We start from the raw sequence: 19482 nt of genomic DNA on the forward strand, positions 1-19482 counted from the left end.
ATAGACAAGCAACCCCGATGAGCTAACTCTCTCTTAAATCAGGCGTGGCCAAGTCCGGATTTCTTTGACGACATACACCGGGTTAAGCTGTTTATGGACAAGATAGACCAGCGCCAAAAGACCCCGGTGTTCTGCGCCACACAGGAACATGCCCTGGCAGTGCGCGATCTGATTAACCAGTATAAAACCAGCCGCGAGCCGAATTACTGTGTGCGGGTAACCGCCAATGACGGTGCCGAGGGCGAACGTTTTCTGCGCCTGTTTCAGGATAACGAGAAAACCATTCCCACCATCCTCACCACCTCGCAAAAGCTTTCCACCGGGGTGGATGCCCGCAATATCCGCAATATCGTTTTGCTGCGCCCGGTGAATTCGATGATCGAGTTCAAGCAGATTGTCGGCCGCGGCACCAGATTATTCGATGGCAAGGATTACTTCACCATCTATGACTTTGTAAAGGCCTATGAGCACTTCAACGACCCGGAATGGGACGGCGAGCCGCTGGAGCCGGAAGCCTGCAAGCGCTGTGGCAACATTCCCTGTAGCTGCGAAGTGGCGCCACCCAAGCCCTGCCCGGTTTGCGGCCAGACCCCCTGTGCGTGCGTGCGTCCAGAACCGGAAAACTGCCCCCAGTGCGGTGAATACCCCTGTGAGTGTGAGAAGCGTGTTAAAACGAAAATCAAGCTGGCCGATGGCAAGGAACGCATGATTCAACACATGAGCTCCACCAGCTTCTGGGGACCGGATGGAAAGCCCCTGTCAGCCACACAATTTGTCGAGCAGCTGTTTGGGCAACTGCCCGAGTTATTCAAAAACGAAGATGAGCTGCGCAGCACCTGGAGCCAGCCACAAACCCGCAAGAAGTTGCTCGAGGGACCGGAAGAACGCGGCTTCGGTGTCGAGCAGTTGCGGGAAATCGGCAAGATGATCAATGCGGAGCAAAGCGATCTCTATGATGTGCTTGCCTATATTGCTTTTAATCATCCACCGCTTAGCCGCGCAGAGCGCGTCGATTCTCACCGTGCGGCCATTTTTAGCCATTACAGCGATTACCGGCAACAGGAATTCCTGCAGTTCGTACTCGGCCATTACGTCGAACGTGGCGTCGGTGAGCTCGACCTCGAAAAACTGCCGCAGTTGATCGAGCTGAAATATCACAGCATCCGCGATGCGGTAAACGAACTGGGTGAGGTAAAAAATATTCGGGATGTGTTTGTGGGATTTCAACGGGATTTATACTGATAACAATTTCACTCAACCCTGTTTGGGCTAACGGGGCGCTTGTTTGTGTGTGCCCCGCAGCTTGCGCGTTGGTACTTGGCCAAAATGTGCATTAGTTGAGGTAATCGAATACCTGGGCAGTGTCGGTGGTGCGCAGAAATAGTCCCGGGTCTGAACTAATCCAAATAAGTGAGTGTCCCCTCAGGCAAACTTCTCATCCAGATACTTGGTGACTTCTGACTCGATCATTCCCCTGAAGGCGCCCATCAACAAACCGAGTTTTACATCCACCCTGATTGTTTTATCGTCAAAACTCACTCTGGCATCGATACCACTGTGCTTGTAATGAACGGTGTCGTCCTCCCAGCAATAGTCGCCACCATGTTTGGCTTTCAGTTTTTGCCCCAGCTCTTCCGTCATGGCGCGGACCTGCTCTTTCTCCATGGTGTGATTGCGTTCCAACTGAATATGACTCACCTGACTTTACCTCTCTTTTTATTATTTGACTGAACCTGCCCGAATCCCAAATGACGGCTACTGCTTCTCACGGAGCGAAAGCGCTGTGCAGGCTTCCATAAACTGCAATTGCTGTTCACCCAGATAGGGTGCCAATAGTGCCATAATCTGCAAAATGGCGCCCTGAATGAACTGATGCTGGTCGAGTTCTTTTTTACGCAAATTCTGGAACTGAAACCAGTGGGTAAAGATCAACATCATGTTGTCGGCCAACTGATCAATTCGGCTTGCAATCATCGTCCTATCCGTCAGCAGCCCTTCCTCCAGAAGCCCCTCCAGCAACCCGTGTATCCAGCGATACTGCTTTTCCACCAGCTTGCGGAACCGTGTATCTATACCGCGGTATTTGTGCAGCAGGTCTGTGGTATTCCGGAAAAAAAAGCGGTAGTTGAAAATATGTTCCAGCATGACATACAGATAGAGCCAGTGTTCTTCCAGACTGGCTTCCGCACTGCGGGAGTCCTGTAGCAGTGTTTCAATCCCGGCCTCAAACTGTTCATAGAGCTCGGTGACCATTTCCTCCTTTCCCTTGAAATGGTAATAGAGGTTGCCGGGGCTGATCTCCAGCTCATTGGCAATATCCACCGCAGTGAGATTGGTTTCACCCTCGCGATTAAACAGCTCCAGACTCACCAACAGAATATGATCACGCCTTTTCATCGACATCCCGCCTGTGCTGCAAAATAAATTTCACGATTTCGTAAAAGTCGTTTTTTTAGTATGCGTTTTCTAAAAATTATCACTAATGTGGCATGAAATTAAGCGTAAACACTCGAATTCAACTGCTACCGGAGATACTACTATGGCAGAACTTAAAAACACTATCGACAAAACTGAAGAACTGGCACGCAAGATCTGGCTGGCCGGACTCGGTGCCTATGGCCATGGCCTTAACAACATTCATGATGGCTATGAAAAAATGAGCGACCAGACACGTCGCTATTTTGACGATCTGGTTGCCCGTGGCACGAAAATTGAGGCGGAAGCCAAGACCAGACTGGATAAAACCGGTGACAAGTTCAAGGAAGCTGGCGATAAACTGAAAGCTCAGAGCGAAAAGTTAAAAGCCAAGGGTGAAAAGCTCAAGAAGCGTGGCAAGGATCTCCGCAAGGAAGGTATCAATCTGAATGTCAGCGCCAGAATCGATGAGATTCGTGAAAAAGTCTCTTCCAAAATGGTGATGCCGACGATTCCCTCCATGCCTTCGTTCCACAACAACGATCAAAAACTGGCTGAGCTGAATGCCAAGGTGGATGAACTGATTCGCACCATTAACAAGCTAACGGCCAAGCCGTCAGCAGCAACTGCGCCAGCTGCAAAACCTGCTGTAAAAAAAACGCCTGCCAAAAAAGTGGCAGCGAAACCGGCGACGACCAAACCGGCGGCAGCCAAACCCGCTCCTGTGGCTAGCAAACCCGTCGGTGCTGAGACGAAACCAGTATCGACTGCACCAAAAGCGGACAACCCTACAAACGCTTGATATTGTCTTACCCCCTTGCTCGCAAGAGCAACTAGTGCCCAAGGCCACATCCCATAGGCCTTCTTGACAGGCTGCCCTCACCGGCAGCCTTTTTTTTGCCGCCGGCCAATCTTTGGTAAATGAAGCAGCCCATTCACCAAAGTCCTCCATAAAACTTCGAGTGAATCGGAAATTGGTCTCAGTTATGAATTCTGAGTTGGCGCTATTTTTGTTAGAATATTGCTGTCGATCCCAACCTTGATACGACCTGGATCGATTTATTATTGGCTCACCAACGACCTCAACTGACAAGGTGACGTGCTTCTTGACTGATTCTCCCAAACGCCTTCCTTCCGCAAATCTGGCAAGACGACTGATGGCAATGTTATATGACAGTTTTCTGCTGCTGGGCATCAGTTTTGCGTATGGTGTCCTCCTGTTACTACTACGCCGGTTATTCGGTGACGATACCTTGCAGGCGCCACATAGTTCACTGCAATTATTGATCATGACGGGATGGTGGTTTTGTTGTGCGCTGTTCTTTGTCTGGTGCTGGCGTCGCTCCGGACAGACCCTCGGCATGAAGTCGTGGCGAATTAGGCTCATCGGCACGGATGGAGGGATACCCTCCTGGCAAGCTTGCTGGATACGCGCTGCCCTTGCACCACTATCCTTTGCCGCCCTTGGCACCGGCTATTTATGGTGTCTGGTGGACCACAACGGTGACTGCCTGCATGATAAATGGAGCCATACCCGAACAGTTTTATTGCCGAAACCACCAAAAGCGAAGAGCAAGAAAAATTTGGTGGCCAACTAACAGCCAACCTGGCAAGAAACAACTCAAGCCGCTCGGCGCAACAGTATCAGCCCTATGACGGCACAGACCAACGCGGGAATCACTCCCGCCAGCAGCGGGGGGAAACCGAAGACCACACTCGCCGGACCGAGCAGATCCTGAGCGGTACTGAATACCAGCCCCACCAGAACTCCGGCAAAAATCCGGTAACCCATTGTCACCTGCCTGAGAGGACCAAACACAAAGGAGATTGCGATCAGAACCAGGCTGACAATCGTGATCGGTTGCAATGCTTTGCGCCAGAACTCCAGTTGATATTTTGAAGCCTCCTGCCCCTGTCCTTCCAGATACTCGGTGTAATCATAGAGACTCCGAATAGCCAGTGATTCCGGCGGGAGGACAATCAAATAGAGCAACTCCGGTGATAACTGGCTATCCCAGAGACGCGTGGTAAATTCACCGATTTCTACTTTGCCATCCAGGAAGCGGGTAACCACACCTCTTTCCTCCAGCCAGTGATCTCCCTGAAAAGTCGCCCGCTCGGAAAAGCTGGCACTCTGAATTCGATGCTCATTATCAAATTGATAGCGAGTGACGCCAAACAGAACACCGCCGGGATACACCGCATTGAAATGCATGTATTCGTCGCCTTCCTTGTTCCAGACCCCGATATTGGTTTCCTGGGAACTTTCTCCTCCCTTGAGCACCATGCGCCGACTCTCGGCATACTGGTCGGTATAGGGAACCACAAACTCACCCAGTAGTGCGCCCAAAAAAATCAGTATCAGGATCGGCCGGGTCACAAACCAGACAATCCGGAGGAGGGAAACACCTGCGGAGCGCATTACCACCAGTTCAGAATTGTTGGCCAACACGCCGAGACCAATTAGGCAGCCGATCAGGGATGCCATGGGGATGTGTTCGTAAATCCGCCCAGGCAATGTCAATCCAACATAGATAACCACCTGAAAAAACGTGTACCTGTTGCCGATATCACCCACCCCGTCGATGACAGCACCAACGGCATCGAGAGTCACGATAACCAGCAGGACGATGGCAATCGCGGACAATACCGACCCCATCACATAGGAAGACAGGCACCCCATTGACTGATAGCCCGATTTTAAACTCATGGCTGGAATTCCACCGGTTTACGGACGGCCCGCGAGAGACGTTCAAGCTGACTGCCAACAGCAGACCAATTGAACAGCAGCACCGCTATACACAAAAACAGGATGTGGATACCCCACAACAGAGCCAGGGCAGCGGTGTTACCGTCTTCCACCAACCCCCTGGCACCGCTGAGCGACACCAGATAAACCATGTATAAAATGACCGCCGGCAAGGTCTTGGCAAACCGGCCCTGACGGTGATCTGTTTTACTGAGCGGAACCGCAAGCAACGCCACCACCAGCACCAATACCGGCACGGACAGGCGCCACTGAAGTGTGGCAATGTGCGATGGAAGATCAGAACCGATTAAATCTCCGGTTGCCAGCGTATCCACCTTGTCCCGGCTTCTTGGTTCTTCGGGCTTACTCAGACGCTGACCGTATTCTTCAAAGCGGGTGATCTGATAATCGGCATTGCCCGGAACACCTTCAATTCGGTAACCATCCTCAAGAACCAGATAGTTCGCCTCCTTCGGATCGGGACTGACACGGACATGCCCGGTGGGAGCAACAACCAATACCAGCTGCTTCCCTTCCACGGCATCGGGATTGTTTTCCGCAAGAAACACATCCTGCATTTCTTTCTGTTTAGTCACTTCTTCGGTGTAGGTGACACCACGACCGCCCTGCAGGGGATGAAAATGCCCTGCAATCAGACCATCCAGTTCGCCGCGTTCCTTTTGTGCCAACAACAGCGCTTCGGCCTTCCGCATCCCGGAGGGACTCACTTCCAGACTCAACCAGGCCACAATAGACGCAACGAACACCGCTGGAATCATGGTGTAAACCACCAGCCTGCGTACGCTCATACCACAGGCTCTCATGACAGTCATTTCACTCTGCACGTAAAGTCGACCGTAGCTGAGCAAGATACCGAGGAAAAAAGCCAGCGGCAGAATCAATTCGAGAAAACCCGGCAGGCGGTAACCGATAATAGCCAACAGTACACCGGCATCCATTTCACCCGCTGCTGCTCTCGCCAGGTATTTCACAAACCGGCCACTGGCGACCAGGATCAGCAAGATCCCACTGACAGCAAATGTAGAGATCAGCAGATCCCGGGCAATGTAGCGAAATATCAGCAAGTGTGGGTTCCTGTTATGCTCAACTGTCTGGCATTGGAGTTGTTCAACCAATTATCCAGAATTACACTGCTATTGTCTCGCACTCCCTACCTGTCAATGGAGATATCATGGAATTTAATACCTTTGTCGGTCAGCTCACCACCCGCAAAACCGAGTGTCTCGTCATCGCCTATGGTCCGAAGGGTCTCGACTGCTCTGACCTCCAGCAGATAGACCAGGCGACCGAAGGGCTGATAGCACGACTGATCAAAAAAGGTGATCTCAAATATGCCGATGGTGGCATGCAGCTGATCAATGAGCCAAAAGGCCTGGCGGCGGAACGACTGCTCATCTTCAGTGCTGGCAAGGAAGCGCTGAACGAGCATACCTGCCTCAACACCCTGTCCGCTCTGGCCAGCCAATTGGCCAGGTTACCGATCAAATCTGTCTCCATTTCCCTCGAAGGTATAGCCACAGCCGAGCGAGAACGCCCCTGGCAGGCGCAGCAACTGGCCCGCAAACTGGGCGAGGCGGCTTATTTGTTCAATCCTTTCAATACCAGGGAAAAAAAGCCAGCAAGCCTGAGCAAGGTTTCCCTGTTTTGCCCTGCCAAACAGGAGACGGGCGCGATGAAGCAGGTGCTGCACCTCGGCGGCGCCATCGCCAATGGCGTCAACTTCAGCCGTGAACTGGGCGACCTGCCCGGCAATATCTGTACTCCCACCTACCTCGCCAGTCAGGCCAGGGCGCTGGCAAGCCGATACCCTAATCTAGATTGCAAGATCCTCAGCGAAAAACAAATGGCAGCACTGGGCATGGGTTCACTGTTATCAGTGACCGCGGGCACTGAACAACCGGCAAAGATGATTGTGCTGGAGTACAAAGGTGGCAAGGCCCGGAGCAAGCCGATTGTGCTGGTGGGCAAGGGAATCACTTTTGATTCCGGCGGGATCAGCCTCAAACCCGGGGCCGGCATGGATGAAATGAAATACGATATGTGCGGTGCCGCCAGCGTGCTTGGCACCCTATCGGCCATCGCCGAGTATAACCTCCCCCTGAATGTCACGGGTATTATCCCGGCGGTAGAAAATATGCCCAGCGGCAGCGCCACTAGGCCGGGAGACATTGTGACCAGCATGTCCGGACAAACCATTGAGATTCTCAATACCGATGCCGAAGGCCGCCTGATCCTCTGTGACGCCCTCACTTATGCCGAACGCTACAAACCGTCATTCGTGATTGATATTGCGACACTCACTGGCGCCTGTGTGATGGCACTGGGCAGTCATGCCAGTGGTCTTCTGAGCAATGATGACACCCTGGCAGAAGCGCTGGAAAATGCCGGCCAGACCAGTGGTGACCGGGTGTGGCGGCTTCCGCTGTGGAATGAATATGACAAGCAGCTGAAAAGTAATTTTGCCGATATGGCGAATATCGGCGGCCGGGAGGCGGGCACCATCACCGCTGCCTGTTTTCTTGGGCGGTTCACCAAAAGCTATCGCTGGGCACACCTGGATATCGCCGGTACTGCCTGGAACAGTGGCGCCAACAAAGGTGCCACCGGTCGCCCGGTTCCATTGCTGGTTGAATTTCTGACAGGACAGGTCAGCCAATGACCCATATCAATTTTTACAAGATAAGCGGCGGCTTCGACGCATCGCTGACACTGGCCTGCCAGTTGACCGAAAAAGCCTACCAGCAGGGCATTCAGGTATTGCTACACACAGGTAGCGAGGATGTTTCCCATCAACTCGACGGCATGCTCTGGTCGTTCCGGCCAACCGCCTTTATACCCCATGCCATAGAGTCAGGGCCTGCCTCTGCCGTCGCCATCAATCACGCTGATGACCCGGGTGAGCACCACGGGTTGCTGATCAACCTGGCCGACAATACACCGGGGTGGTTTTCGCGCTTTGAGAAAGCCATTGAGATCGTCTACGATGACCAACAGGTGATAGAACTGAAGCGTGCCCGTTTCGGCTTTTATAAACACCGCGGCTATCCGCTAAACTTTCACGATCTGACTAACAACAAATAGTCCTGATTGCCACGAAGCCGAATCATCTTCCCGGCGACCAGAGGTAGGCGCCATGCATCATGAACCCAAGGACCCGCGAAAGCAGTTAATCGACGAGCTCGACCAGCTGCGCTACACCCTTCACGAGAGCCCGGAGGTACAGCAGAATATTCCCATGCTGGATGAAGCCTTCGGCGACCTTGAAGACCCTTTCGAGCTGGATATCCCGATTCTTACCGACTCACTCGAAGATGAACAAGATCCAGCCGAAGTGTTCAGTGCAGGCAACAACCCGGTTATCCCGCAAATCTCGACGTCATTGCTAACCGAGCCTGTCGGTTCTGTTTCAATATCCAGAGACCCGGAGCTGGAACATTTACTCGATGAACTGGTGGCAGAATACCTGCCCATCCTGGAACGTCAGCTACGGGAAAAGCTGCGTCTGGCACTTGGCCAGGATTCGACGGAGGGTGACGAAAACCTCGTCGACGCAAGCTAACTGGCCCTTTATAATCCCCGCCTTTACGCTTATTTGCCCCCACAGTGATCCGCCATGGCGGTGTCGTGTTTTGCCAAAAACCCCTACGAGTGCGCATGGAAAAGATCTACAGTCCCCAAGATATTGAATCAAAGTGGTACCAGACCTGGGAGCAACGAGGTTATTTCAAACCCGGCTCTGACCCTCGGGCAGAACCTTATTGCATCATGATTCCGCCACCCAACGTCACTGGCAGCCTGCATATGGGCCACGGCTTCCAGGAAGCCATCATGGATGCACTGATCCGCTATCACCGTATGAGCGGCAAGAACACACTCTGGCAGGTAGGGACCGATCACGCAGGCATTGCCACCCAGATGGTCGTGGAACGGCTACTGGACGCGGAGGGCACCTCCCGCCACGAGCTGGGTCGGGAGAAATTCATTGAAAAAGTCTGGGAATGGAAAGAGCAGTCCGGCGGCAATATCACCCGTCAGCTGCGACGTCTGGGGGCATCCCCGGACTGGTCGCGGGAACGTTTCACGATGGATGACGGCTTCTATAAAGCTGTGCAGGAAGTCTTCATTCGCCTCTATCGGGACGGTCTGATCTATCGCGGCAAGCGGTTGGTAAACTGGGACCCGAAACTGCACACCGCCATCTCCGATCTGGAAGTCATTGCCGAAGAGGAAAACGGTCACCTCTGGCATTTCAAATACCCACTCACCGATGGCAGCGGCTTTCTGACCGTCGCCACCACCCGCCCGGAAACCATGCTCGGCGACACCGCCGTGGCAGTGAACCCAACGGATGAACGCTACACGTATCTGGTGGGCAAAACCGTCACCCTGCCTCTGACCAATCGTGAAATCCCCATCATCGCCGATGACTACGTAGACAGCGAATTCGGCACTGGCTGTGTCAAAATCACTCCCGCCCATGACTTCAACGACTACGAAGTGGGCCAGCGCCACAGCCTGCCGATGATCAATATCTTCGACCATAATGCCCACCTGAACGAGCAGGTGCCTGAAGCCTATCACGGCATGGACCGTTTTGAGGCCCGTAAGCAGATTGTCACGGATCTCGACAGCCTGGGGCTGCTGGAAAAAATTGACGACCATAAACTGAAGGTCCCCCGCGGCGACCGCTCCGGTGTTGTGATTGAGCCCTACCTGACCGACCAGTGGTACGTGAAAACTGCACCGCTGGCGGAAAAAGCCATCGACGCAGTGGAAAACGGCAGTATCCAGTTTGTGCCCAAACAGTACGAGAATATGTACTTCTCCTGGATGCGCGACATTCAGGATTGGTGCATCTCCCGGCAGCTGTGGTGGGGCCACCGCATCCCCGCCTGGTACGACGAAGAGGGCAACGTTTACGTAGGCCGCAGCGAGGAGGAAGTGCGCCAGCACCACGAGCTCGGTGATATTGCACTGACCCAGGACGAAGACGTTCTGGACACCTGGTTTTCCTCCGGCCTGTGGACCTTCGGCACGCTGGGCTGGCCGGAACAGACTGCCTTTCTGAAAACTTTCCACCCCACCAGCGTGCTGGTGACCGGTTTCGATATCATCTTTTTCTGGGTGGCCCGGATGATCATGATGACCCTGTACTTTATGGATGAGGTGCCGTTTCGCACCGTCTATGTACACGGGCTGGTACGCGACAGTCACGGTCAGAAAATGTCCAAGTCCAAGGGCAACGTGCTCGACCCCATCGACCTGATCGACGGGATCGAGCTGGAATCCCTGCTGCAGAAACGCACCGCCGGCATGATGGTGCCGCAACTCCGGGAAAAGATCGAAAAACAGACCCGCAAGGAGTTCCCGGAGGGTATTGCACCCTATGGCACAGATGCCTTGCGCTTCACCTATTATTCGCTGGCATCGACCGGACGGGACATCAATTTCGATGTAGGCCGAATCGAGGGCTTCCGGAACTTCTGCAATAAAATGTGGAATGCCGCCCGCTATGTACTGATGAATACCGAGCAGCAGGACTGCGGTCAGGACAACAGCACTGACTACCAACTGAGCCTGGCAGACCGCTGGATCATCGGCAGGCTGCAACAGGCTGAAAAGGCGGCAACTGACGCCATCAATAACTATCGGCTCGATCTGGCGTCACAGGCTATCTACGAATTTTTCTGGAACGAGTACTGCGACTGGTATCTGGAGTTGTCCAAGCCAGTTCTATGGGATGACAACGCCTCACCGGCCCTGAAAAAGGGTACCCGTCGCACGTTGGTCAGAGTATTGGAAACGACCCTACGACTGGCCCACCCGCTAATGCCCTTTATTACCGAGGAAATCTGGCAGCAAATCAAGATGCTGGCCGGAGCGGAGGGCGACACCATCATGTTGCAGTCTTACCCCCAAGCCAATCCAGACCGTATCGATGAAACCGCCATTTCGGATATCGAATGGCTGAAGAAAGTGATCATCGGTGTCCGCAATATCCGTGGCGAAATGAACATTACGCCGGCAAAACATCTGCCCATTTATTTCAATAATGGCTCCACCGATGACTTGCGAAAACTGGACGAAAACCGTCAGTTCCTCGCAAAACTGGCCAATCTGGAGTCCATTACTTGGCTGCAACCCGGTCAAGAAGCACCCATGTCTGCCACAGCGCTGGTGGGCAATATGGAAATTCTGGTCCCCATGGCCGGGTTGATCGACAAAGATGCGGAACTGGCAAGGCTGTACAAGGAAATCGACAAACTGCAGCGTGAACTGGAAAAGGTACAGAACAAACTCGGCAACGAAAACTTCGTTGGCAAAGCACCGGTCGAGGTCGTTGCCAAGGAGCGGGAAAGAATGGCCGAAATGGAAGCAACACTGAGGAAGCTCTCCCAGCAATGCACCACCATCAAGGGACTCTGAAACGGTTTATCTGCAGCTGCCTGTCTTCAGGCATTCACCGGGTCAATAGCCACCGCCGGTGAATCCTGGGGGGATTCACCTTTTATTTCGGATGATAGGTGGCCCACCATGATCACCCTGTTTTTCCCCTGGCGTTTGGCCTCGTACATGGCATCATCCGCAGATTTCAACAAAACCGACAAAGGCACATCCTGTTGCTGGGCGGCAACCCCCAGACTCATGGTCAGTTCAATCGGTTCGCCTTCCACCAGAATTTTACTGGTCGACACGCAGTCGCGGACTTTCTCGGCCAGCACTTGAGCACCTTCTGCATCGGTACCGGAAAGCAGCAACAGAAACTCCTCACCACCCCAGCGAACGGCCAGGTCATCTGTTCGAATCAAGCTGCTGACGAGCTTGCCCACTGTCGCCAGCACCTGATCGCCAACGTCATGGCCATACCGGTCATTCGTCTGCTTGAAATCGTCCATATCTCCCAGAATCACTGCATAACTGCCCTCTCCCTGGGTGCGGCGTTGCTCCTGTTTGCCCAGGTACTCCCTGAACCCACGGCGGTTGGCGAGACCGGTTAACTCGTCCGTGCACGCCTGCGTATCAAGCTCAATCCAGGTGGCCTGCAACCGCTGCCCGGTCTGGTGGCGGATGGACTCTACCGCGAAGGAAATCCAGGCCAGTATCAGATAGGCCGCCCAGAACCGAAACAGCATCTCTACTGAGTAGGGGGACGTATAAAACCTGTTTGGCCAGAACAGCAGCCATGTGGTGCCACTGATCAAAAGCAATACCAGAACCAAACCCCGCTGATACCCGAGCAGATGAAAAAACAACGGCAACATCACCAGACACGAGAGCAGTCCGGACCACTCCACGTCTTCGACCAACAACCAGAAAAAATGCAGGGATACCATGATGACCAGGGTCAATCGGAGTATGACGGCTGTCATGCGAACACTGGCGCCACCCTTTTTGAGTAGCAGAATATAGAAGAGGGTGATGATCAACCCGGCTGCGAGGGTAACCAGATTCGTCCACACCGGCCCCAGCCCTGCATACAGATCCCAGAGCGACAGGGCCGTCATCACCAGCCCGCTGGTCAGCATCACCAGCTCGCTGGTCAGCGACTGCCACTGGGTTTGCGCATCGGCTGCAGCGGACTGCGGGGCACGACTGACTTTGTCGAGCCAGTCCGGCTTTTCTCGATTCTCTGACATCCCCGACATAATCCCTTGCTCTCCATGAAAAAATACCCGCTTGAAAACGGATACCACGGTATTATTGATGATACCCGAAACGTACCAGGCTGTTGGTAGCCGTTTTTGCAAACCTGTTACTCAGCCCACCCCAGTCAGAAACCCTTTGGTGATTTCATACAACAGCAAAGGAATCAGCGTACTACTCGGGGCGCATATGTGGAAACAGCAACACATCCCTGATTGACGGTGAATCTGTAAGCAACATCACCAGGCGGTCGATACCAATCCCTTCGCCGGCAGTGGGTGGCAAGCCGTACTCGAGTGCACGGATATAATCTGAATCATAGTGCATGGCTTCGTCGTCCCCGGCCTCCTTTTCTGCCACCTGGGCACGAAAACGCGCCGCCTGGTCTTCTGCATCGTTCAGCTCGGAGAAGCCATTGGCAATTTCACGACCGCCGACGAAAAACTCAAAGCGATCTGTGACAAAGGGATTGTCGTCGTTGCGGCGGGCCAGCGGAGACACTTCGGTAGGGTACTCGGTAATAAATGTCGGCTGGTCGAGGCGGTGCTCGACAGTCTTTTCGAAAATCTCGATCTGCACCTTCCCCAGTCCCCAGTTGTCCTTGAGGGGAATATCGAGATGTTCAGCCAGTTCCCTGGCACCCTCCGTGTCGGAGAGCGCTGTTGCACTGATATCCGGATTGAAGTGGAGAATCGCATCGAACACCGACAGGCGACGGAACGGCCTGCCAAAGTCGTAACGGGTTTCCTGCAGCACTTCCCCCTCGGCATTTTTGACGGTACTGACAATTTCAGTGGTACCGAGCACCTCAGTAGCCAGATTGAGCAACATGTCCTCGGTCAGGTCCATGAGGTCCTGATAATCTGCATAGGCCTGATAAAACTCCAGCATGGTGAATTCTGGGTTGTGGCGGGTCGAGAGTCCCTCATTGCGGAAATTGCGATTGATCTCGTAAACCCGCTCAAAGCCGCCGACCACCAGCCGCTTGAGATACAGCTCCGGTGCGACACGCAGATACATATCGATGTCGAGGGCATTGTGATGGGTCACAAATGGTTTGGCGGTAGCACCGCCCGGAATCACCTGCAACATGGGGGTTTCCACCTCCATGAAGGCCCGGTTGTTGAGATAGCGACGAATAAAATCAATCACCCTAGACCGGGTGCGAAACAGTTCCCGGATCTCCGGGTTGACAATCAGATCCACATAACGCTGGCGATAACGCAGTTCCTGATCGGCCAGCCCGTGATACTTGTCAGGCAGCGGGCGCAATGCCTTGGTGAGCAACTGGAACTGCTCCATATTGACGTAAAGATCGCCCTTGCCCGACTTATGCAGTACCCCGGCGACTCCGACAATGTCGCCAAGATCTACACCTTTGGCAAAACTGCGCGCCTCCTTGGTAACGTAAAGCTGAATCGTCCCAGAGGCATCTTGCAACACCATAAAGGCTCCGCGATTGCGAATGACCCGCCCGGCAACACTGACCTGGTGATTGCCGGACTCGAGGGCTTCCTTGGACTCATCACCGTAATCGGCCTGCAGTGATGCCGCCTGATTCGCCGGACGAAAATCATTGGGAAACGGATTGCCACCGACCGCTTCGGCCTCGGACCGAATAGTGGCCAGCTTGGCGCGACGCTCGGTGATCAATCTGTTTTCTTCTGCCTGATCGTTGGTATTTTTTGGTGAATCTGTCATGGCACCTGCAACATGGGTTGGACCGGCATCGTTATCACAGACCGGCTTTGAGTGAGGCTTCAATGAAGCGATCCAGATCACCATCCAGCACGGCCTGGCAATTACTGGTCTGGACGTTAGTGCGCAAATCCTTGATGCGCTGGTCATCGAGCACATAGGAGCGAATCTGGCTGCCCCAGCCAATATCCGACTTGCTGTCCTCCAGGGCCTGAGCGGCCTCACTGCGTTTCAGCATTTCCCGCTCATACAACCTGGCGCGCAACATTTTCCAACACTTGTCCCGGTTCTGGTGTTGGGATCGCTCGCTCTGACAGGACACCACCACCCCGGTCGGTTCGTGGGTCAGGCGCACTGCCGAATCGGTCTTGTTAATGTGCTGACCACCGGCGCCGCTGGCCCGATAGGTATCCGTCCGGACGTCGGCGGGATTGATATCGATTTCCACATCGTCATCGATTTCCGGGGAAACGAATACCGAGCTGAATGAGGTGTGACGGCGGTTACCGGAATCAAACGGCGACTTTCGCACCAACCGGTGTACACCCGTCTCGGTGCGAAGCCATCCGAAGGCGTATTCCCCTTCAAAAAGAATCGTTGCACTCTTGATACCGGCCACTTCGCCAGCAGAACATTCTTCGAGCGTGGTTTTAAAGCCCTTTTCATCGCCCCATCGCAAATACATGCGCAACAGCATTTCCGCCCAGTCCTGGGCTTCGGTTCCACCGGAACCGGCCTGAATATCCAGAAAGGCATTATTGGGGTCCATCTCACCGGAGAACATCCGGCGAAATTCCAGTTTCTCCAGCTGCGCGGTGAGCTGCTCCACTTCGGACTCAATATCCGCCACAGCGGCGGCATCGTCTTCCTCCACCGCCATGTCGAGCAGGTCCCTGGCATCGGCGATGCCACTGTCCAGCGCTTCGATGGTTTTGACGATGATTTCCAGCGACGAGCGCTCCCGCCCCAGTTGCTGGGCCCGATCGGGATCACCCCAGACATCCGCAGCGCCAAGCTCCAGCTCGACTTCGGTCAGGCGATCTTTCTTGTCAGCAAAGTCAAAGATACCCCCTGAGGACATCGGTGCGAACTTGAAGGTCCTCGAGGGCGTGACGAAGTGGACTGATTTCCATGAATAACGGCCAGAATTGTAAGAAGAAAACGAGGCGGAATTCTAACGGATTCCTGCCCTGTTCTCCAGAGATGCATCCGTCTGCCGCATCTGAGCGTGCCACAAAGCGATCCACAATCGACTTGCTTACGTACAGATATGACTAAAAAGTAATTCCCAGATAATTTTGGCACTGGCTGGATGATGATTTACCTGATGGTTGCCAACAAAAATAAAATGGAGAGAAACCCATGAAATTCCCGGCTCTGACGCTTGCAGTGATAACCGGATTCGTGTCATTGCCAGCATTTTCAGATACTTACAGCTGGCAACAGGGCAGCGGACTGTCACCCGCTCACCATCAGGACCCTGTCATCTGGGATATCCAGCTAAACCGTGATGACGGCAACAATCATCCACTCGACAGTCAGGCCATTGCAGAGAATTTCATCTTCGCCGTGCAATGGTCAATTCTCTGGGAAACCGCATCTCTCTGGACAACCCCCAGCGACGAAAGTACCCCCCGGCACGTCCTGCTTCTCCATGACGACCAGCACTTACCGGACAGACACCAGCAGGCGGGGCTGGAAGATGAGCAGGAAATTTACCTCGGTGCGAAAATACTGTTCTGACGGTTTCAGATATCGAGATTACCCAGCACCTGCAACGGAGGTCGACTCACTGCCTTCCGTGTGTAGAGGACACCGAGCAAGCCAATCAGCAGCGCTCCTGTCAGAGGACCCCACAGCCACAGTTCAATATGGACCCCGAAGGGCGCCTCGAACATACGCCGCTGAAGCAGGAACAATGCCAGCTCTGCACCAACAGCGGCTAGCAACCCCGCCAGCGCACCCAGCATACCAAATTCCACCGATTGCACTGTCAATATGCGCCGGGCCGTACTGCCGAGCGTGCGAAGAATAGCGCTTTCCTGCAGCCGGTCGGCCATCGACAACTTTACGGCGGCCAGCATCACCAGCACCCCACAACCTAGAATCAGCAGTGTCATCAGCTCCAGTCCGTGGGTTACCTGGGTCACCATGGAGCGAATTCGTTCAATCACCATATCCAGCTCAATCACCAATACTGTGGGATACTGACTGAGCAGTTCATTGACGAACGGTTTCTGGTCCGGTGGCAAATACAGGCTGGTCATAAAGATTCGCGGATACCTTTCCAGATATCCGTCGGGAAACAGCACATAAAAATTGGGGGTCATGGTGTCCCAATTGAGGCTGCGGATACTGGTAATGATTCCGTCGAAGGTGAGTCCGCCCACACTAAAAGTGAGACGACTGCCCAGCGTCACGCCGATCTCACTGGCCAGGTCCTCCTCAATTGACACCGGTGCCATATTCTCGCCATGGCGTTCAGTGAAGTCGGACAGCCCTCCCCACCACTGCCCTTCTTCCACCCTGTTGCCCTCGGGCAACTGATCGGTCCAGCTCAGATTCAGTTCACGGCGCAGGGCATTATTCTGCTCCACCAGCTCGTCGGTGGGCGGCTGACCATCAATCCCGGTGATGCGCCCGCGAACCATGGCATACCATCCCACAGTGCTGAGCTGGTTATTTGCCAACAGGTGTTCCACACCCTCCAGCTCATGGGGTGCTACATTGACCAGAAAATGATTGGGTGCATCGTCGGCCAGTTGCCAGCGCCACTGCTCCATTAACGTGGTGCGGACCATCACCAGAGTCATCAGAATTGCCATGGCCCCGGCAAAGCCGGTCAACAACACCAACGTTTGTCCACGTCGACGCCACAGATTGGCCAGAGCCAGCCGCCACACGCTGCCGGCCCGACTGCCCAGTCGCCGCGCCAGATTCAATAACAGCCAGCCGGGCCCCATCACCGCCAGAGCCGTCACTGCCAGTCCCGCCAGAATTGCCAGCGTGAGGGCGAGACTCTGGCTATACCAGAGCAACATCAGCACGATGATGAGCAGGCCAATAACCAGCCGCCTCAACGCGCTTACCGGATGGACAGGGATATCTTGCCGCAACACCGCCAGTGGCGACAGGGACGGCAAGTGCCAGAGGGCCGGCAGGGCAAAGCCGACCAGACAGAGCATGCCTGTCGCCAAACCCACCAGCCAGGGTCGCCAACCGGCTTGGGGCAGGCTGACCGGCAGCAGTTCGCGCACCACAAGAATCAGCCATTCATGAATCAGCCAGCCAATCGCCAAGCCCAGCAGTGAACCCGCCAACGCCAACCAGAATATTTGCTGCCAGTACAGTGTCCGCACCCGACGCGCCGACACACCCCAGCTTTTCAGCAACGCGACCGCCGCCGTTTGCCCGACAGCGTAATGGCGGCTCGCCAGAGCCAGGGCGATACCTGCCAGGACAACGCCCATACTGCCGGCCAGAATCAGAAATCGCCGTCCCTGAACCAGCGTATCGGCAATACCCGCCTGCGCTTCGTCGGGCGACAAAAGCCGGTCATGGCTATTCAGTTGCGGCTCAAGCCAGGCGAGATAACTGACCAGATCCTTGTCTTCACCGGCCAGCAACAACCGGTAATCGACCCGGCTACCGGGCTGGACCACACCGGATGCGGCCAGATCCTGCCAGTTCATCAATACCCGGGAACCGAACAGCGAGAAAGAACCACCGCGATCCGGTTCTTCGACAATGACTTTGGTGACACGCAGAGTCACCTCCCCCACATCCAGTGAATCGCCCAGTTCCATTTTCAGAATGGGCAGAAGACGGCTGTCCACCCAGACCTCACCTGCGGGTGGACCGCGGTTTACTGACTCAAAAAACTCGGGGGCTGTTACAAATGGGCGCTCGGCCAGCATCAGTTGGCCGCGCAGGGGGTAACCGGACTGTACGGCTTTCACCGCCGCCAGATGGTTGTTGTCCCCGCTGTAGACCATGGAGGCAAACAGCGCCATCTCTACGGTTTTCAGGCCATCATTGGTAGCACGCTGCAACCAGTCATTCGGGATAGCACGGCTGCTGCGAACCTGGGCATCCGCTGCCAACAAGTGACTGGCCTCTTTGACCAATGCCTGCTCTACCCTGTCCGCCAGCAGAGCAACCCCAGTGACCACCACCACTGCCATGACCAGCGACCAGAAAATCAGCGCCAGCTGACCACCGCGCCAGCTTCGCCACAAGAGCTTCCAGGCCATCATTCCGGCGTACCCGACAGCACCGCCTCGCTCTCCACTAACAGGCCACCCTGCAGCATCACACGCCGGTGACAGCGGCTGGCCAGCGTCGTCTCATGGGTCACCAACACCAGTGTCGTACCCTCTTCCCGGTTCAGCTGGAATAACAAATCATTGATGGTCTTGCCGGTCACCGTATCGAGGTTACCGGTGGGCTCATCGGCAAACAGAATCCTGGGCCGGCTGGCAAACGCGCGCGCCAGGGCGACACGCTGCTGCTCACCGCCGGACAACTGACGGGGGTAATGGCTGAGCCTGGCGGTCAACCCCACCCGATCGAGGTAGCGGCGAGCAGTCTCAGTGGCGCTGTTATCGCCACGCAACTCCAGCGGCAACGAGACATTTTCCAGCGCGGTCAGACTGGGCAGCAGATGAAATGACTGAAAGACAAACCCCACATAGCGGGCACGCATCGCGGCCCGGCCTTCCTCGGTCATGGCCGTAATATCCTCCCCATTTACCCTGACCACTCCGGCGCTGGGCGTATCCAGCCCTGCCAATATACCCAGCAGGGTCGATTTTCCTGATCCAGAGGGCCCGACAATCGCCAGTGCCTCTCCGTCGACAACGGTCAGGTTGATCTCGTCCAGAATCCGCAGGATACCCTCGGAAGTACCCACTTCTTTGGTAATATGGTTCGCTTCAATCATTGATTACTTCCAT

At 54.6% G+C, this 19482-nt stretch carries 17 protein-coding genes; 8 read left to right on the plus strand and 9 right to left on the minus strand.

Going from position 1 to position 19482, the window contains the following annotated elements; translation table 11 throughout:
- Positions 1-93: 93 nt before the first annotated feature.
- Complete coding sequence (locus ACTF5G_RS05200) at positions 94-1242, plus strand: type I restriction-modification enzyme R subunit C-terminal domain-containing protein (RefSeq protein ID WP_438951758.1); 1149 nt, start codon at positions 94-96, stop codon at positions 1240-1242.
- A 180-nt stretch (positions 1243-1422) separates the two neighbouring features.
- On the opposite strand, the gene ACTF5G_RS05205 is transcribed toward ACTF5G_RS05200, so the two are convergent.
- Complete coding sequence (locus ACTF5G_RS05205) at positions 1423-1698, minus strand: polyhydroxyalkanoic acid system family protein (protein ID WP_438951759.1); 276 nt, start codon at positions 1696-1698, stop codon at positions 1423-1425.
- 57 nt (positions 1699-1755) lie between these two features.
- Positions 1756-2397: a TetR/AcrR family transcriptional regulator gene (locus tag ACTF5G_RS05210; RefSeq protein ID WP_438951760.1), complete on the minus strand. Its 642-nt coding sequence runs from the start codon at positions 2395-2397 to the stop codon at positions 1756-1758.
- Between the two features lie 142 nt (positions 2398-2539).
- On the opposite strand from ACTF5G_RS05210, the gene ACTF5G_RS05215 reads away from it, so the two are divergent.
- Both ACTF5G_RS05215 and ACTF5G_RS05220 read left to right on the plus strand, forming a co-directional pair.
- Entirely contained in the window at positions 2540-3217 is a 678-nt protein-coding gene (locus tag ACTF5G_RS05215; RefSeq protein ID WP_438951761.1) for a phasin-related domain-containing protein, read from the plus strand.
- A 304-nt stretch (positions 3218-3521) separates the two neighbouring features.
- Complete coding sequence (locus tag ACTF5G_RS05220) at positions 3522-4013, plus strand: RDD family protein (RefSeq protein ID WP_438951762.1); 492 nt, start codon at positions 3522-3524, stop codon at positions 4011-4013.
- A gap of 23 nt (positions 4014-4036) precedes the next feature.
- On the opposite strand, the gene lptG is transcribed toward ACTF5G_RS05220, so the two are convergent.
- Entirely contained in the window at positions 4037-5125 is a 1089-nt protein-coding gene (lptG, locus tag ACTF5G_RS05225; RefSeq protein ID WP_438951763.1) for an LPS export ABC transporter permease LptG, read from the minus strand.
- The gene (gene lptF / locus ACTF5G_RS05230) at positions 5122-6249 is read right to left on the minus strand and encodes an LPS export ABC transporter permease LptF (protein WP_438951764.1); all 1128 of its coding nucleotides are present in this window, start codon (positions 6247-6249) and stop codon (positions 5122-5124) included. The genes lptG and lptF overlap by 4 nt, the downstream gene beginning before the upstream one ends.
- A gap of 107 nt (positions 6250-6356) precedes the next feature.
- Here lptF and ACTF5G_RS05235 point away from each other — a divergent pair, with 107 nt between their 5' ends.
- The 4 genes from ACTF5G_RS05235 to ACTF5G_RS05250 all read left to right on the plus strand — a co-directional run bounded on the left by ACTF5G_RS05235 (position 6357) and on the right by ACTF5G_RS05250 (position 11611).
- Positions 6357-7844 (plus strand): leucyl aminopeptidase, encoded by a 1488-nt coding sequence (locus tag ACTF5G_RS05235; protein WP_438951765.1) that lies wholly within the window; start codon positions 6357-6359, stop codon positions 7842-7844.
- Positions 7841-8266, plus strand: coding sequence for a DNA polymerase III subunit chi (locus tag ACTF5G_RS05240; protein ID WP_438951766.1), 426 nt, complete (start codon positions 7841-7843; stop codon positions 8264-8266). Before ACTF5G_RS05235 ends, ACTF5G_RS05240 begins: the two co-directional genes overlap by 4 nt.
- A 52-nt stretch (positions 8267-8318) precedes the next feature.
- Complete coding sequence (locus tag ACTF5G_RS05245; RefSeq protein WP_438951767.1) at positions 8319-8744, plus strand: hypothetical protein; 426 nt, start codon at positions 8319-8321, stop codon at positions 8742-8744.
- 95 nt (positions 8745-8839) lie between these two features.
- Positions 8840-11611, plus strand: a complete 2772-nt coding sequence (locus ACTF5G_RS05250) for a valine--tRNA ligase (RefSeq protein ID WP_438951768.1) — start codon at positions 8840-8842, stop codon at positions 11609-11611.
- Between the two features lie 26 nt (positions 11612-11637).
- On the opposite strand, the gene ACTF5G_RS05255 is transcribed toward ACTF5G_RS05250, so the two are convergent.
- The 3 genes from ACTF5G_RS05255 to prfB all read right to left on the minus strand — a co-directional run bounded on the left by ACTF5G_RS05255 (position 11638) and on the right by prfB (position 15660).
- Positions 11638-12822, minus strand: a complete 1185-nt coding sequence (locus tag ACTF5G_RS05255) for a diguanylate cyclase (RefSeq protein WP_438951769.1) — start codon at positions 12820-12822, stop codon at positions 11638-11640.
- Between the two features lie 181 nt (positions 12823-13003).
- On the minus strand, positions 13004-14530 hold the full coding sequence (lysS, locus tag ACTF5G_RS05260) for a lysine--tRNA ligase (RefSeq protein ID WP_438951788.1): 1527 nt from the start codon (positions 14528-14530) through the stop codon (positions 13004-13006).
- Between the two features lie 34 nt (positions 14531-14564).
- Positions 14565-15660, minus strand: a protein-coding gene (gene prfB / locus ACTF5G_RS05265) for a peptide chain release factor 2 (RefSeq protein ID WP_438951770.1) whose coding sequence is annotated in 2 segments (ribosomal slippage) — positions 14565-15587 and positions 15589-15660 — 1095 coding nt in all. Because the reading frame shifts where the segments join, the coding sequence is not laid out codon by codon here.
- 229 nt (positions 15661-15889) lie between these two features.
- On the opposite strand from prfB, the gene ACTF5G_RS05270 reads away from it, so the two are divergent.
- Positions 15890-16270 (plus strand): hypothetical protein, encoded by a 381-nt coding sequence (locus ACTF5G_RS05270; RefSeq protein ID WP_438951771.1) that lies wholly within the window; start codon positions 15890-15892, stop codon positions 16268-16270.
- Between the two features lie 5 nt (positions 16271-16275).
- Here ACTF5G_RS05270 and ACTF5G_RS05275 read toward each other — a convergent pair whose 3' ends face one another.
- Both ACTF5G_RS05275 and ACTF5G_RS05280 read right to left on the minus strand, forming a co-directional pair.
- Positions 16276-18783 carry an ABC transporter permease gene (locus tag ACTF5G_RS05275; protein WP_438951772.1) on the minus strand — a complete coding sequence of 836 codons (2508 nt, stop codon included), beginning with the start codon at positions 18781-18783 and terminating at the stop codon, positions 16276-16278.
- Positions 18780-19469, minus strand: a complete 690-nt coding sequence (locus ACTF5G_RS05280) for an ABC transporter ATP-binding protein (protein WP_438951773.1) — start codon at positions 19467-19469, stop codon at positions 18780-18782. The genes ACTF5G_RS05275 and ACTF5G_RS05280 overlap by 4 nt, the downstream gene beginning before the upstream one ends.
- Positions 19470-19482: the final 13 nt, after the last annotated feature.

The organism is Porticoccus sp. (genome assembly GCF_965660005.1).
In the GTDB taxonomy this organism is placed as follows: Bacteria; Pseudomonadota; Gammaproteobacteria; order Pseudomonadales; family Porticoccaceae; genus Porticoccus.

Coding starts and splice junctions, on each gene's coding strand:
- ACTF5G_RS05200 (WP_438951758.1), top strand. CDS start 94: ATGGACAAGATAGACCAGCGCCAAAAGACCCCGGTGTTCTGCGCCACA.
- ACTF5G_RS05210 (WP_438951760.1), bottom strand. CDS start 2,397: ATGAAAAGGCGTGATCATATTCTGTTGGTGAGTCTGGAGCTGTTTAAT.
- ACTF5G_RS05215 (WP_438951761.1), top strand. CDS start 2,540: ATGGCAGAACTTAAAAACACTATCGACAAAACTGAAGAACTGGCACGC.
- lptG (WP_438951763.1), bottom strand. CDS start 5,125: ATGAGTTTAAAATCGGGCTATCAGTCAATGGGGTGCCTGTCTTCCTAT.
- ACTF5G_RS05235 (WP_438951765.1), top strand. CDS start 6,357: ATGGAATTTAATACCTTTGTCGGTCAGCTCACCACCCGCAAAACCGAG.
- ACTF5G_RS05240 (WP_438951766.1), top strand. CDS start 7,841: ATGACCCATATCAATTTTTACAAGATAAGCGGCGGCTTCGACGCATCG.
- ACTF5G_RS05245 (WP_438951767.1), top strand. CDS start 8,319: ATGCATCATGAACCCAAGGACCCGCGAAAGCAGTTAATCGACGAGCTC.
- ACTF5G_RS05250 (WP_438951768.1), top strand. CDS start 8,840: ATGGAAAAGATCTACAGTCCCCAAGATATTGAATCAAAGTGGTACCAG.
- ACTF5G_RS05255 (WP_438951769.1), bottom strand. CDS start 12,822: ATGTCAGAGAATCGAGAAAAGCCGGACTGGCTCGACAAAGTCAGTCGT.
- lysS (WP_438951788.1), bottom strand. CDS start 14,530: ATGACAGATTCACCAAAAAATACCAACGATCAGGCAGAAGAAAACAGA.
- ACTF5G_RS05270 (WP_438951771.1), top strand. CDS start 15,890: ATGAAATTCCCGGCTCTGACGCTTGCAGTGATAACCGGATTCGTGTCA.
- ACTF5G_RS05275 (WP_438951772.1), bottom strand. CDS start 18,783: ATGATGGCCTGGAAGCTCTTGTGGCGAAGCTGGCGCGGTGGTCAGCTG.
- ACTF5G_RS05280 (WP_438951773.1), bottom strand. CDS start 19,469: ATGATTGAAGCGAACCATATTACCAAAGAAGTGGGTACTTCCGAGGGT.